Below are 14617 nucleotides of genomic sequence, written 5' to 3' on the forward strand. Positions count from 1 at the left end.
GCGCCGGCGACTGAGCCGAAACGCCGCCGCGCGTCGCGGCTAGAAGCCGCTCCCACGGAAGCGGGCCTGCTCGCGCGGCCTCGACAGGCGCGATTCATGCCCTCCGGCAAGGCGGCGGGCACCAGATTGGTGCGTGCCTCCATGGGTTCGCCTTGAATTCTCGGCTAAATCCTTCATTCCCCATCGCCTGAGTGCTGGCATGGCCAATGCAACGGCGCTATGATTCGGGGTTCGCGATTTCAACCCGGTCAGGTTTCCCAGGGCCTTGTCGCCGAAACCATGCCGTGCGGCCGCGGCTCGGACCTGGTCGCTGAAGTCTACTTACCCTGGATCGAGCGCCTTCGGTATCTCCGAGAACCCGGCGGCCAAGACACACCCGGATCTAGGACCACAGGATTGAAATGTCGATATTTCCTGGCGGATCATCCTTCGTTCCATGCCTGGACGGGGACGGCTACCGGGAAGCGTCTTCAATCGGAACTATTGACCGCAGGCATCAACGAGGTCGGCGATGAGCCTTCGTGCCCTACCCCCCGCGCAGGGTCTCTATGACCCATCGAACGAACACGACGCTTGCGGCGTCGGGTTCGTCTGCCATATCAAGAACAGGAAGAGCCACGCCATCGTCCGGCAGGGTCTGGAGATCCTGGAGCGATTGAACCATCGCGGCGCCGTGGGCGCCGATCCCAAGGCGGGCGATGGTGCCGGCATCCTGGTCCAGATACCCGATGCCTTCTTCCGCTCCGTCCTCGACTTCGAGCTGCCTCCGCCCGGCGCCTACGGCATCGGCATGGTCTTTTTCCCCAGGGACGCCCAAGCGCGCGCGACGATGCAGGACACGATCCAGCGTCGTCTCGAGGAGGACGGACAGCGGGTGCTGGGATGGCGTGACGTGCCGGTCGACAACAGTGACCTCGGCCAGAGCGTGCTTCCAACCGAGCCGCTGGTGCGCCAGGTCTTCATCGCGGGCGGCGACAACTGTCCCGACCAGGACAGCCTGGAGCGGCGCCTGTTCGTGATTCGCAAGCGCATCGACAACGAGATTCGCGACGCCGGCTTCGGCAAGACCGATTATTATGTGGCGTCCATGTCTTCCAGGACGCTGAATTATAAGGGTATGTTGCTGGCCGCTCAGGTCGGCAAGTATTACCTCGACCTGCGTGACGAGCGTTTCGAATCGGCCTTGGCCATGGTTCATCAACGCTTTTCGACCAACACCTTCCCGACCTGGGATCTGGCGCACCCTTTCCGCATGATCTGCCATAACGGCGAGATCAATACCCTGCGCGGCAACGTCAACTGGATGGCCGCCCGCCGGCACACCATGCGCTCGGATGTCCTCGGCCCGGACCTGGATACCATCTGGCCTCTGATCCCGGAAGGCCAGTCCGATTCGGCCTGCTTCGACAACGCGCTCGAACTGCTGGTGATGGGCGGCTATTCCCTGGCTCACGCCATGATGGTGCTGATCCCGGAAGCCTGGACCGGCAACCGGCAGATGGACGAGAAGCGTCGCGCCTTCTACGAGTACCACACCGCCCTCATGGAGCCCTGGGACGGACCGGCGGCGGTCGCCTTCACCGACGGGCGCCAGATCGGCGCCACGCTCGATCGTAATGGTCTGCGGCCCGCGCGCTATCTGGTCACCAACGATGACCTGGTGATCATGGCCTCCGAGATGGGCGTGCTCGACATCGCCGAGGAGCGCATCATCAAGAAGTGGCGCCTGCAGCCAGGCAAGATGCTCCTGATCGATCTGGAGCAGGGCCGCATCATCGACGACGCCGAGATCAAGAACCAGCTCGCGGAGGCCAAGCCCTACGGCGAATGGCTCAAGAAGACCCAGATCCGGCTCGATGAACTCCCGACCAGCGTCGGCCCCATGTCTCCGGACGACGCCACCCTCCTGGAAGCCCAGCAGGCGTTCGGCTACAGCCAGGAAGACCTCAAGTTCCTGCTGGCTCCGATGGTCCTCACCGGGCAGGAGGCGATCGGTTCGATGGGCGCCGACAATCCGCCCTCGGTGCTCTCCAATCGACCCAAGCACCTCTCGACCTATTTCAAGCAGAACTTCGCCCAGGTCACCAACCCGCCGATCGATCCGATCCGCGAGGAATTGGTCATGTCCCTGGTCTGCATGATCGGGCCGCGCCCGAACCTCCTGGGAATCAACGAGGCCGGTGAGCACTGGCGGCTCGAAACCCCCCAGCCGGTCCTGACCAACCAGGATCTGGAACGGATCCGCCATATCGAGTACAGCGCCGGCGGCGCCTTTCGCACCCGTACCCTCGACATGGTCTACCCCGCCACCGAGGGCGCGGAGGGGATGGGGCCGGCACTGGACCGGCTCTGCGACCAGGCCGAGCAGGCGGTGCTGGCCGGTTACAACATCCTGATCCTCTCCGACCGCGACACCAATCGCGATCATGTTCCGATTCCGGCGCTGCTGGCGACCTCGGCGGTGCATCATCACCTGATCCGTCGCGGACTGCGCACCAGCTCGGGCATCGTGGTCGAGACCGGCGCGGCCCTGGAGGTCCACCATTTCGCGACCCTCGAAGGCTATGGCGCCGAGGCGATCAACCCCTATCTCGCCTTCGATACCATCCAGTCCCTGCTCCCGCGACTGCCCGAATCCCTGAGCTTCGAGGAGGCTCAGAAGCGTTACATCAAGGCGATCGGCAAGGGCCTGCTCAAGGTGATGTCCAAGATGGGCATCTCCATGCTGGAGTCCTACAGCGGCGCTCAAATCTTCGATGCGATCGGCCTCAATGACCGTTTCATTCAGCAATACTTCACGGGCACCCAGTCCAAGATCGAGGGAATCGGGCTGAGCGAGGTGGCCGAGGAGGCGGTCTGTTGGCATGCCCAGGCGTATGGCCGGCAGCAGATCTACCAGACGCACTTGGATGTCGGTGGCGATTACGCCTTCCGGCTGCGCGGCGAACACCATGCCTGGACCCCGGAGACGATCTCGAAGCTCCAGCACGCCACGCGCGCCAACAATTGGGAGACCTACGAGGAATACGCCCGCCTGATCAACGAGCAGAACGAGCATCTGCTGACGCTGCGTGGCCTGATGGATTTCCGCTTCGCCGACCAGGCGATTCCGCTCGACGAGGTCGAACCCGCGAAGGAAATCGTCAAACGCTTCGCCACCGGCGCCATGTCCTTCGGTTCGATCAGCTACGAGGCGCATTCGACGCTCGCCAAGGCGATGAACGCCATCGGCGGCAAATCGAACACCGGCGAGGGTGGCGAGGAGCCCGAGCGCTATCTGCCCCTGGCCGATGGCTCGCCCAATCCCGAGCGCTCGTCCATCAAGCAGGTCGCGTCCGGCCGTTTCGGCGTCACCACCGAGTATCTGGTCAACGCCGACGACATCCAGATCAAGATCGCGCAGGGGGCCAAGCCCGGCGAAGGCGGTCAGTTGCCCGGACACAAGGTCAACGCCCAGATCGCGCGCGTGCGTCATTCCACGCCTGGCGTCGGCCTCATCTCGCCCCCGCCGCACCATGACATCTACTCGATCGAGGATCTGGCCCAGCTCATCCACGACCTGAAGAACGTCAATCCCAAGGCGCGGATCTCGGTCAAGCTGGTCTCCGAGGTCGGTGTCGGCACCGTCGCCGCGGGCGTCTCCAAGGCCCACGCGGATCATGTGACCATCGCGGGCTACGATGGCGGCACCGGCGCCAGTCCCCTGACCTCGATCAAGCATGCCGGCTCGCCCTGGGAAATCGGTCTCGCCGAGACGCATCAGACCCTGGTCCTGAACCGTCTGCGCGGGCGCATCGCGGTACAGGTCGATGGCGGCATCCGGACCGGACGCGACGTGGTCATCGGCGCGCTGCTCGGGGCCGACGAATTCGGCTTCGCCACCGCGCCGCTGATCGTCGAAGGCTGCGTCATGATGCGCAAGTGTCATCTGAACACCTGCCCGGTCGGCGTCGCGACCCAGGATCCGGAACTGCGCAAGCGCTTCACCGGCAAGCCCGAGCACGTCATCAATTACTTCTTCTTCGTCGCCGAGGAGGTTCGCCGGCTCATGGCCCGGCTCGGCTTCCGCACCCTGCAAGACATGATCGGCCAATCCGACCGGCTGGAAATGCGCCGCGCCATCGATCACTGGAAAGCGCACGGTCTGGACTACACGAAGCTCCTGACCAAGCCCCAGGTCGCGACGGACGTGGCCATCCGTAATTGCGAGTCCCAGGACCACGGTCTCGAAAAGGCACTCGATCACGAGTTGATCCGACAGGCGCGACCCGCGCTCGAGCGTGGCGAGTCCGTGCGGATCGAAACGCCCGTGCGCAACTTCAACCGGACCCTGGGCGCGCTTTTATCGGGACGGGTCGCGGAGCGTTACGGTCACGCGGGCCTGCCCGATGACTGCATCCACATCAAGGCGAGCGGCACGGCGGGTCAGTCGCTCGGCGCCTGGCTGGCGCATGGCGTCACCATCGAACTGGAAGGGGAAGGCAACGACTACGTCGGCAAGGGCCTCTCCGGAGGACGGCTGATCATCTATCCCCCGGCCAATTCAGCGATCGGCGCGGCCGAGGAGAACATCATCGTCGGCAATACCGTGCTCTACGGCGCGATCTCGGGTGAATGTTTCTTCAGCGGCGTGGCCGGCGAGCGTTTTTGCGTGCGCAACTCCGGGGCCCTGGCCGTGGTCGAGGGCGTGGGCGATCACGGCTGCGAGTACATGACGGGCGGCGTCACGGTCGTTCTGGGCGCCACGGGTCGCAATTTCGCCGCCGGCATGTCGGGCGGCGTGGCCTATGTGCTCGACGCCGATGGCGGCTTCGCCGATCGCTGCAACCTGGCGATGGTCGAACTGGAGCCGATCGCGGAGGAAGACGACGCACTGGAGGCGCTCGATCACCAGGGCGGAGATCTGGAAACGCATGGGCGGGTGGAACTCTGTCGCGATATGACGCGCTACGATGCACGCCGACTCAAGCAACTGATCGAAAAGCATCTTCACTACACGAATTCGGCCGTGGCGCGTCGTATCCTCGCGGACTGGTCGAGCTATCTGCCCAGGTTCGTCAAGGTCATGCCCGTCGATTACCGACGCGCGCTTGAGGAGATGCAGGCCAACCAGAGCCGGCCGCCAAGGGCGAACAAGCCGTTGAAGGGGATCGTTGAACATGGGTAAGCCGACCGGTTTCATGGAATACCCCCGTCGTGACCGGCGCTACGCGCCGGCCGGGGATCGGGTGGTTCACTACGACGAATTCGTCATCGCCTTGACCGAGGCCGAACTCGCCCAGCAGGGCGCCCGCTGCATGGATTGCGGCATTCCGTTCTGTCACCAGGGATGCCCGGTCAACAACATCATTCCCGACTGGAACGACCTGGTCTATCGCGGCGACTGGAAGGCGGCGATCGATGTCCTGCACTCGACCAACAACTTTCCCGAGTTCACCGGCCGCATCTGTCCCGCGCCCTGCGAGACCTCCTGCACCCTGAACATCGATGACGTTCCGGTCACGATCAAGACCATCGAGTGCGCCATCGTCGACCGGGCCTGGAAGGACGGCTGGATCAAGCCGCAAGTGCCCGAGCGGCGCACCGGCAAGCGGGTCGCGATCGTCGGCTCGGGGCCGGCGGGACTGGCCGCCGCGCAACAACTGGCGCGGGCCGGCCACCAGGTCTCCGTGTTCGAAAAGGCGGACCGCATCGGTGGTCTGTTGCGTTACGGAATTCCGGACTTCAAACTGAGCAAGACCCTGATCGACCGACGCATCGCCCAGATGCGCACCGAGGGCGTCCAGTTCCTGACCAATGCGCACATCGGCGCGGCTATCCCGGTGAGCGAATTGCGCGCGCAATTCGATGCCCTGGTGCTGGCCGGCGGATCGGAGCAACCACGCGACCTCGAAGCCCCTGGACGCGAATTGTCCGGGATCCATTTCGCGATGGATTTCCTGACCCGTAACAGCAAGCGGGTGCAAGGCTCCCATGTGTCCGACGAGGACTTCATCAGCGCCCAGGGCAAGCATGTCCTGGTCATTGGTGGCGGCGACACGGGCTCAGACTGTATCGGCACCTCCAATCGGCACGGCGCCGCGTCGGTCACTCAGATCGAGATCCTCGACCGCCCGCCGGAGAAGGAAGACAAGGCCCTGACCTGGCCGGACTGGCCAAACCGGCTGCGTACCTCCAGTTCCCAGGAAGAGGGTTGCACGCGGCTCTGGAACATCGCCACCAAGGAGTTCATCGGCGACGCCCAGGGCCGGGTCAAGGCGCTCAAATACGTACTGGTGCGTTGGGAGAAGGCGGCCGATGGCCGCTGGCGGATGGAGGAAGTGCCGAATAGCGAGGGCGAGTTGAAGGCCGATTTGATCCTGCTGGCGATGGGTTTCGTCCATCCGGTGCATGAGGGCCTGATCGACGAGCTTAAACAGGGCTCCGGATTGGAACTGGATGCACGGGGCAACGTGAAAGGCGTCACGGACGGCCCCAATGCCTATCGGACCTCGGTCGACGGCGTCTTTTGCGCGGGCGACATGCGTCGTGGTCAATCGCTGGTGGTATGGGCCATTCGGGAAGGACGGCAATGCGCCCGAGCGGTCGATGAATGGCTCATGGGGCAGTCCGATCTGCCGAAGTGATCCGATCTGGCCCGAGGCCGGATTGAGGATCGGGAAAAGCGGCCGGAGACGGCCGCTTTTTTGTGCTCAAGCGTCCCGAGCATGGTGACGCCGCCATGGCGATTCGACGATTGGAGCCAGGATAATACAAGAGGCCGAGGTTGCCCCGGCCTCCAGGCGCTAGCCTCTTTCAGGCTAGAAGGCGAAGTTCAAACCGCGCACCTTGCCTCGGAAGTCCTCGGTGACGGCCTCGATATCCTGATCGCTGGAGATGACCTTGGGAGTCAGGACGACGACCAGTTCCGTCCGGTTCGACGACTTCGAGCGTTCGCCGAACAGGGCTCCCGCGAAGGGAAGGCCGTAGAGCCCAGGAATGCCCGACTTACCATCGGATCGCTGATCCTGAATCAGACCGCCCAGGACGACGGCCTGATTGGAGCGTACGGCCACCGAGCTGGTGATGTTGCGTTTCTGGAAGGTCGGCGAGTCGAGCGTCGAGCTGGTGGTGACCGCGACCGTACTGACTTCCTGCTCGATCTCCATCTGCACTAGGCCGCCCGGAGTCACGCGCGGTTTGACCGTTAGCATGACGCCAGTGTCCTTGTACTCGATCGTACTGATGGAGCGATCCGTCGTCGAGGTGCCTTCTTGCGTGGAGGTGGCGATAGGCACCTCCTGCCCAACCTGGATCTTCGCGGTCTGATTGTCCATGACCATCACCGAGGGCGAGGACAGGACATTGACGAGATTCTCCCCCGCCAAGGCGCTCAGCGTGGCCTTGATGAGATCCGGACTGGAAATGACGGACCAGTTGAAACCAGGAAACGCGGTATTGATTCCCGACGTCTCCGAGCTGTCGAGCGTCCCGTCAAGGGTCGCGTTGCTTTGGCCCTTGGATGCCGTCCCGAACAGTTCCCATTGAACGCCGTACTTGAGATTGCCGCTCAGCGTGATCTCAACGATAGTGGCCTCCACCAGCACTTGAAGAGGGACGATATCAAGCTGCTTGAGGGCATCCAGAATCTTTTTGTAGTCGCGCGGGCTGGCTCGCACCAGCAGTGAGTTGTTCACGCCGTCGGCCACGATGTTGACGCTCGAGGACATCTCGATTTCGCGCGACGAGGCGGTCGGCTTGGAACTGGACTGATCGATGCCGGAACTCGACTCACGATTGCTCGACTCCCGATTGCCCGATTCGTTACGCGACTGGCTGTTGCGTGAACCGATGCTGGACTTACCCAAGCCAGGCGCCACGTTACCGACCGATTTTTTCGAGCTGTCGCTCGATCCGCCAAAGAGCTGCGAGAGGATATCCGCGAGGCTCTCCGCGTCGCTGTGCTTCACCCGATAGACGAAGAGACGCTCCGAGGCATCGCCGCTGGCCTCGGCCATGTCCAGCCGTTCGATCCAGTTGCGCGCCTGCTGGATATAGCTCTCCTGGGGCGAAACGACCAATAGAGCGTTTGCGCTCTCGATCGGCACGAAGCGGAAAATACCCTTCAGGGGATTCCCGCCCTCGTCGGCGAGCAGGCTTTCCAACTGACCGACGACATCCTGACTCTTGGCGTATTCGAGCACGAAGAAACCGACCGAAAGCCCGGACATCCAGTCCACGTCGAAGACCCGAATGGTGTCCAGCAGGTTGCCCATCTCCGGGCTGGTACCGGCGATCACCAGAAGGTTGCGGAGGTTATCGACCCGGATGACGCTGCCCTCGGGGGCCAGGGGTTGGAGGATGCTGCTCATCTCCTCGGCGCCAATGTATCTCAGTGGCACCACTTGAACGCTGTAGCCATTCGGCAGGGCGCGGGTCGATTCACCGAGTTGGGGAACCACCTTGCCTTGGACCGCATTGGCGAGCGGCACCACTTCATAGCTACCGTCCCGATAGACCAGCGCGGCGTTGTTCATCCGCAGCAGGGTCTCGAGGGTGGAAACCAGATGCTCTCGGCGCAGGGGTCTTCCGGTTTGCAGGGAGGTCACGCCTTGGACGCCGGGATGCAGGACATAATTGACCTTGAGCAGATCGCCCAGGATCACCTTGACCACCTCGCGGATATCCGTGCCATCGAAGTTCAGGGTGACGTCGCCGGGGGTGGTGTCCACTTCGGGCGGCGTGACCTTGCGGACGAAGGCTCCCGTTCCGCGCTGAAGCGAATCGACCGTCTTGCTGGGCTTGTCGTCGTCGCCGATCCCGATGGTTTCGGCTTTGGTGCCGCCGCGCTGCTTGAAGTCCTCGCGCTTGCGAACCTGCTCCGGATCAATGACGTGGCCTTCGGGATCACCGACCTTGACGGTTGGATCCCAATAGGCCCGCTCGCACCCGGACAGTTCGACGACAAGACCGGCAAGCAGAAGGACTCGCAGCCAGCGACCGAGCCGGTGACGGCGATTGAATCTGTGGTGGGAATGCATGGCGCCTCGATAGCGAGGGTCGATTCTATTCGACCGGACGATGTTCATGGCTTCGGGGGGGCCGCGCGAACGGGTGCGCGAGGCGGGCGCCGAGGATTGGCGGTCGGCGCGGGAGCGGGCGGCGTCTGGACGTAGTCGCGCAATATTAGCGCATCCTGCTTACCCTGTCGCTCAAGCAGGACGCGATCCTCCAGGATGTCGCGCACCGACCAGCCCTGTAAATCGTCTCCAATGCGGAGACGACGGAGCTTGGGCTGGGATGGATCCCTGATCCAGGCGGACGCCAGGGCGGGGGTGATCAGGACGGCGTTCAAATCCAGGGCCTTCAGGTCGACGTTCTCCTCGGGGCCGGTGGCGGACGCTGGGTCTTCATCGGGCGGCGGTTCCGGCTTGCGGTCCGGCCTGAACAAGGGTTGTTCGATGATACTGGCGTAGTTGTCCTTGGAATCCTTGGAGTCCTTGGATTCCAGGCGGGCCATGAGATCCGGTGACGATGAAGCCGAAGCGGGATCGGTCGCCACGCCAGCCTCTGGGTCTGGCTCCGGAGAGATGGTGGGCGGTGGCCAACCCGTCCACTGGAGCACCAGGATTCCGAGCAAGGCCAGGGCGATCAGTCCGGGCAGATACTTCGTCAAGAACCACCCCCGAGGACGAACCCGTGAATATCGAGTCGCACGGTCAGCTCGCCCCCTTGATTGGCGATCACGCGGCGGCGAGCTCGGCCAACGTTATCCTCGGGCATGGTGGGCCGCGCGGAGGAGCGGATCGAGAGACGTTCGACGAACAGGAAGGGTCGCGCCTGTTCGAGACGGTAAAGCACTTCGAGCAAGGTCTCCGTCGATCCCTGGATCTGGGTCCGAACCCGGACCAGAGGCGGATCGTCCTTCTTTTCCTCCGGCAGGATTTGGGTGCTGATCAAACGGCCCGCCGATCCGCTGACGATCTCCTGGACGAGCCCCTGGAGCTGGGCGCCGGCAAGCGCCTGGGTCGGCGCCTTGAAATAGAACGCCTCGAAGGCATTGTTGGTTCGTGCCTGCTCCAATTCGGCCTGCAACGTCGGAAGGCTCTGGACCAAGCGCCGATAGCGGCGCAATTGATCCTCGTGGGTGGCGATCGTCTCGTTGAGTTCGGAGACGCGCGTCGCCCATGGAATCGCGACCGCCGCCAGGAGCAGCAGCGGCAGGACGAACACGGCCGCCAGCACGCTCAGGCATAGCAGCCTGGAAGGAGGATTTGTCGTCATTCCGATTCTGACCCCGATTCCGATCCTGTGTAGCGGAATGCGATGTTGAAGCGCTCCTTGCCGGTGCGGGCGATCTGTGTCACCGGTGAGCCGAATGACACACCGTCGATACCTGGCGCTTGCTCCAGGGTTCCGATCAGGGCCGTCGCCTGACCGGACTCGCCGCGGATATCCACCTGTCCTTCGTTGAATTCCAGATTTTGCACCCAGGTATCCTCCGGGAGCCGATCCGTCAGATCGCGCAGCATCTCCAGGATCGGTGGCTGGTCCAGTTTGCGCTGAAGCACCAGTGTACTGCCCTGGCGGACGCGCTCGAGCTCCTGGCGCAACTCGTCCACGGCCACGGCCTGGGCGCGGACACGGCTCAACTCCGCCTCAAGTTTTTGGGCCAGATGGTTTTTCTGCCACAATGGCGTGAGGCCGATCGCCAGGGCCAGTAGAACCGAGGCCGCGATCGAGGCCGTGCCGAGATTGAAACGTACCCGCCGCCGGTGTGGACGTTGCTCCAGCGGCAGCAGATTCGCACCGGACCAGGCGCCTTCCCAACTGATGCGATCGATCGGCGAACCAAGCTCCGCGAGCCGCTTGATCCAGCCCTCGACCAGATCGCGTCGGCAGAGCGCCAGGTCGAGACTCAAGCGGTCGGCCGACTTGGCGCCGCCATGGGTCATGAAATCGAACACGACATCCTTTGCCTGGAAAGGCGACAGACGATCGAGTTCATAACGGATCACTTGCGGCAGGTTGCTCCGCACCCGCGCCGGAAAGGACACGGAGCGCGTCAGCACGGCGCCGCGTGGTAGCCGCAGCTCGGTCTTGTGGGCTCGGTCCTGATCGCGCTGGGCCAGGGCTTCCGGCAGCGAAGCCGTTTGGGTGAGGTCCATTTCGCCCAGCGGATGTGTCTCCAGGCCCGTGATCAGGCTGAGTCGACCCAGCTCGCCCTCCGCCTCGATGATCAGCCGGCGATTGTGACGCGCCAGCACGCCTCGCGCGAAATCGGGCAGACAGGTCAGGAAACGCTCCTGGAGATCCTCTGGAAACAGCCTGGCCCCTGGGCCGGATATCGGCAGTCCCTTCGCGAGCAGGGTCAAGCGTTCAGTGAGAGTCATGATCTGATTTCAGAATCCAGTCTGCTGACGAGGGCGGTCCCTCGATCCGAGCCGTGTGGGTTCCGGCCGCCGCGACGGGCTCGAAGCGCCAGGAAAGGCCCTCTCGGATCGCGCGCTCATGGCTCGCATCAAGGAGAACCTATTGTCAATCACAGCCTGCCGGTGAAAATGAAAGAATCGCGGAAGTCCCTGGACAGACGCCGAAAGAACTTCGGGGATCGAAGCGGGATGGGGGCGGACAGCCCTCTCCGGCCTCGGGTTCGAACGTAAAACGCGCCTTCGCGCCGACGCTAGCCGGCTATTCCTCGATCTCGCTTGGCCTCCAGTCCTCCGCGGCTCCGACACCATAACGGCGCCACAGGATTTGGTAGGGCGGCTGCTGGCCCGAGAACAATTGGAACAGGGCCTCCATTCGCTGACCGGATCCGCCTGGATCGCCCTCGCTCACCCGAATCCGGTAGAGTGGACCGCCACGATCCACGGCGAGCGCGGAGGTCGCGTCCGGCACCCTGGGCTGATCCCGCTCGGCGATCTCCTCAAGGGCCTCATCGAGTGAGACGCCCCGCAAGGTCGCCAGGACGGCGGGCGAGGCGAAACGCTCCTCCGGTCCCGAATTGGCGTCGACCGTGACCTCCGGAGCCAGCCGCCGATAGATATCCTGGGTCATCCCCAGAACCTGTCTCAGCTCCTCGACCGCTTCATAGGGGGCATCCTTGGCGCCGATCGCGCGCCCCGCCTGCTCGTAGTCGGCGTCTTCCGCGCCATCGAGCAAGGCCAGATCGTCCTCGTCGCGCCAATCCACGATCGCCGCCGCCAGGGCGCTCGCCTCCTCGGTCTCGACCCCGAGCACCTCCAGCAGATTGGCCAGCACCTCGGGCTGCACCTGATTGAGATTGTAACGCGATGATTCGTTGTATACGACGATGCTCAAGTCGGATCCCGCGAAGCTCCAGGTCCTGGGGCTTCCACTAGGCCGCCAGAGGGTTCCGGTCTCCTCCTCGACCAGGGCGGATTGAGTCATGAAGTGCAGCGCGGTGTAGGCGATGGCGGCATCCGCGAGGGCGCGAAAGCGCGCGGCCGAGACATGATTCTCGGTCAAGGACGACTCGGTGCGTTGAGAGGCGGTCAGACTCACGGCCATGACGGTCAAAAGGGTCAGTACCCACATCACGAGCATCAGAGCGATACCGCGCTGGCGGTGCCTCCGGGACATCATCAGGGCTGACTGGGCAGGGCGAACACGAGATCCGGCCATGATTGGCTGTTCGTCTCCAGGCGAATTCGAACCAGTTCGGGCAAGCGCGTCTGTTCCAGCCATTCCTCGTGCCATGCGGGATCCGTTTCTCCGTCCACCAGGCCATGGTAGGACACCTCGAAGCGACTGGCCTCCTCGAGCAGGAGGGTGCGCCCAAAGGCTCCATCGGCCGCGTCCATGTTCCAGGGAAGATCGGCGAACGCCTTGCCGCCATCCTTCTCCAATGGCTCCCAGGGCGGAAACTCGTCGCCGCCCTCCAGAACCTCGGAATGCAGAAGCCAGCGCGTCAAGACCAGCGCGGACTCCGAGCCCCGCTCCTCCAGCGTCAGACGCAAGACATAGAGCCCGGAGATCCCAACATGCTCCGACAGGGGCGCGACGAATTCGAGCCGTTCGGCATCCCCCACGAAAACAAAGATGGTTTCGCCGTCGAAGATGGCGCTGGCCGGCCTGACCTGACTCAGCGTTCGGGTCAGGAAGCCGTCGGCGAGCCGCGGACCGGAGATCTGGTCGCTGACCTTCTCCACCGCCTCCCAGGATCGGGAGCCAAGCCTCAGGCCGGAGAACAGCAGCAGCGAGATCAAGCCGATGATCGCCAGCGCGATGACCATCTCGATCAGGGTGAAGCCACGCCTGCCCTTTCCCTTGGGTGCTGGGCGCATGAGTCGCCAGGTCACTGGAGGGTCTCTCCCAGTCTTAAGGTCGAGATCGTCAGTCGCCGCGCCCGTCGGGCGTCCAACCAGAGCACCGTCGCGTCCACCCGATAGGGCGTGGCTGGCGGCTCGGTCGGAAATTCGTCCTGGACGTCGATCGCGACTATCGTCACCTCCCAGGCGAATCCGCTCTCGGTATCGCCGGAAATCGAGCCCTCCTCCAGGTCGATCTCGAAACCGACCTGGTTGAGCAGGGATTCGGCGATGGTCGCCGCCTGGCTGTATTGCGCGGAGGCTATGGTGGTCAGGGTGGCGCGTGAAAAGATCTCCATCAGAACGCCGAGCGAAAGGGCAAGGATCGCGAAGGCGACCAGCACCTCAAGCAACGAAAAGCCTCGCTGGCGACCGATGCTCATGGCGCCGACCAGGACTCCAGCTCGATGCGTCCGGTAAGCCAGGTAACGCCGACCTGATACCCGTGATCGCCGTGGGAAAGGATCACCCGACCACCGGTCGAGGATCCATCGGGGAAGAAGCGGATCATCCCGCGCTGGTCGTCCAGCATTTCGCTCCCGGCCCCGTCGAGTTGGATCGTGAGCCGCTGGGGAAGCGTGAGACTTCGGTAGCCCGCGAGCGTCAGGCGATGGTTCTCAAGATCCACCAGCACATGGGTATCTTCGCCCTTGCGGATCGCGGACTCACGGGCCAGACGCAGCGTCGCGGCGGTCCGACGGGCCGCCGCCTTCATCTCGATTCCGGGAAAGGCGGCCGAGAAGAGCGTGGGCACGGCCGCCATCATGACCGCGGCGATGGCCATCACCACCAGCAGCTCGACCAGGGTAAAGCCCCCGCGCCGGGATCGGCGACGGGCCTGGCGGGAACGGCTTATTCCCAACTCTTGATATCGGCGCTCTCGCCCTCGCCGCCCTCGCTATTGTCGGCGCCCAGCGACCAGATATCGAAGCTCCCGTTCTCGCCCGGGAAGCGGTATTGGAACTCGAAACCCCAGGGATCCTTCGGCACCTGACTCTTTTTGAGATAGGGTCCGTTCCAGTTGGCCATTCCGCCCGGATTCTCGACCAGCGCCTTCAGCCCCTCGCTCTCGGTCGGGTAGCGCCCGAGCTCCAGCCGATAGAGATCGAGCGTGGAGGAGATGTCATCGATCTGGAGCTTGGCCGTCTTGGTCTTGGAACTGCCCAGGAACTTCATCACCTGCGGGCCGACCAGACCGGCCAGCAGTCCGAGAATGGCGAGTACGACCAGCAGCTCGACGAGCGTGAAGCCGCCACGACGCCTGGATTTCATTGAACGCATCTCTGTACCTCGTTTTCCATGAT

Annotated in this window: 11 protein-coding genes; 2 read left to right on the forward strand and 9 right to left on the reverse strand. The window is 63.6% G+C overall.

Annotated features, from left to right (window positions below; all coding sequences use genetic code 11):
• Window positions 1–511 precede the first annotated feature (511 nt).
• Window positions 512–5167: a glutamate synthase large subunit gene (gene gltB, locus CKO27_RS07230; protein ID WP_200374207.1), complete on the forward strand. Its 4656-nt coding sequence runs from the start codon at window positions 512–514 to the stop codon at window positions 5165–5167.
• Window positions 5160–6626, forward strand: coding sequence for a glutamate synthase subunit beta (locus CKO27_RS07235; RefSeq protein WP_200374208.1), 1467 nt, complete (start codon window positions 5160–5162; stop codon window positions 6624–6626). Before gltB ends, CKO27_RS07235 begins: the two co-directional genes overlap by 8 nt.
• A 174-nt stretch (window positions 6627–6800) precedes the next feature.
• On the opposite strand, the gene gspD is transcribed toward CKO27_RS07235, so the two are convergent.
• From gspD to gspG, 9 genes are all read right to left on the reverse strand, one after another.
• Window positions 6801–9020, reverse strand: coding sequence for a type II secretion system secretin GspD (gene gspD, locus CKO27_RS07240; RefSeq protein ID WP_200374209.1), 2220 nt, complete (start codon window positions 9018–9020; stop codon window positions 6801–6803).
• Between the two features lie 44 nt (window positions 9021–9064).
• Entirely contained in the window at window positions 9065–9655 is a 591-nt protein-coding gene (locus CKO27_RS07245; protein ID WP_200374210.1) for a type II secretion system protein N, read from the reverse strand.
• Complete coding sequence (gspM, locus tag CKO27_RS07250) at window positions 9652–10263, reverse strand: type II secretion system protein GspM (protein WP_200374211.1); 612 nt, start codon at window positions 10261–10263, stop codon at window positions 9652–9654. Before gspM ends, CKO27_RS07245 begins: the two co-directional genes overlap by 4 nt.
• Complete coding sequence (locus CKO27_RS07255; RefSeq protein WP_200374212.1) at window positions 10260–11372, reverse strand: PilN domain-containing protein; 1113 nt, start codon at window positions 11370–11372, stop codon at window positions 10260–10262. Before CKO27_RS07255 ends, gspM begins: the two co-directional genes overlap by 4 nt.
• Before the next feature lie 298 nt (window positions 11373–11670).
• Window positions 11671–12549 (reverse strand): type II secretion system minor pseudopilin, encoded by an 879-nt coding sequence (locus tag CKO27_RS07260; RefSeq protein ID WP_242470780.1) that lies wholly within the window; start codon window positions 12547–12549, stop codon window positions 11671–11673.
• Between the two features lie 38 nt (window positions 12550–12587).
• Window positions 12588–13304 carry a prepilin-type N-terminal cleavage/methylation domain-containing protein gene (locus tag CKO27_RS07265; protein WP_338115929.1) on the reverse strand — a complete coding sequence of 239 codons (717 nt, stop codon included), beginning with the start codon at window positions 13302–13304 and terminating at the stop codon, window positions 12588–12590.
• Window positions 13301–13696 carry a type IV pilus modification PilV family protein gene (locus CKO27_RS07270; RefSeq protein WP_200374213.1) on the reverse strand — a complete coding sequence of 132 codons (396 nt, stop codon included), beginning with the start codon at window positions 13694–13696 and terminating at the stop codon, window positions 13301–13303. Before CKO27_RS07270 ends, CKO27_RS07265 begins: the two co-directional genes overlap by 4 nt.
• A complete protein-coding gene (locus tag CKO27_RS07275; RefSeq protein ID WP_242470781.1) occupies window positions 13693–14175 on the reverse strand; it encodes a GspH/FimT family pseudopilin in 483 nt (160 codons plus the stop codon). The genes CKO27_RS07270 and CKO27_RS07275 overlap by 4 nt, the downstream gene beginning before the upstream one ends.
• Window positions 14166–14594: a type II secretion system major pseudopilin GspG gene (gene gspG, locus CKO27_RS07280; RefSeq protein WP_200374214.1), complete on the reverse strand. Its 429-nt coding sequence runs from the start codon at window positions 14592–14594 to the stop codon at window positions 14166–14168. Before gspG ends, CKO27_RS07275 begins: the two co-directional genes overlap by 10 nt.
• Window positions 14595–14617: the final 23 nt, after the last annotated feature.

It is taken from the genome of Thiocystis violacea (genome assembly GCF_016583575.1).
In the GTDB taxonomy this organism is placed as follows: Bacteria; Pseudomonadota; Gammaproteobacteria; order Chromatiales; family Chromatiaceae; genus Thiocystis; species Thiocystis violacea.

Coding starts and splice junctions, on each gene's coding strand:
- gspG (WP_200374214.1), bottom strand. CDS start 14,594: ATGCGTTCAATGAAATCCAGGCGTCGTGGCGGCTTCACGCTCGTCGAG.
- gltB (WP_200374207.1), top strand. CDS start 512: ATGAGCCTTCGTGCCCTACCCCCCGCGCAGGGTCTCTATGACCCATCG.
- CKO27_RS07270 (WP_200374213.1), bottom strand. CDS start 13,696: ATGAGCATCGGTCGCCAGCGAGGCTTTTCGTTGCTTGAGGTGCTGGTC.
- CKO27_RS07255 (WP_200374212.1), bottom strand. CDS start 11,372: ATGACTCTCACTGAACGCTTGACCCTGCTCGCGAAGGGACTGCCGATA.
- gspD (WP_200374209.1), bottom strand. CDS start 9,020: ATGCATTCCCACCACAGATTCAATCGCCGTCACCGGCTCGGTCGCTGG.
- CKO27_RS07235 (WP_200374208.1), top strand. CDS start 5,160: ATGGGTAAGCCGACCGGTTTCATGGAATACCCCCGTCGTGACCGGCGC.
- gspM (WP_200374211.1), bottom strand. CDS start 10,263: ATGACGACAAATCCTCCTTCCAGGCTGCTATGCCTGAGCGTGCTGGCG.
- CKO27_RS07260 (WP_242470780.1), bottom strand. CDS start 12,549: ATGCTCGTGATGTGGGTACTGACCCTTTTGACCGTCATGGCCGTGAGT.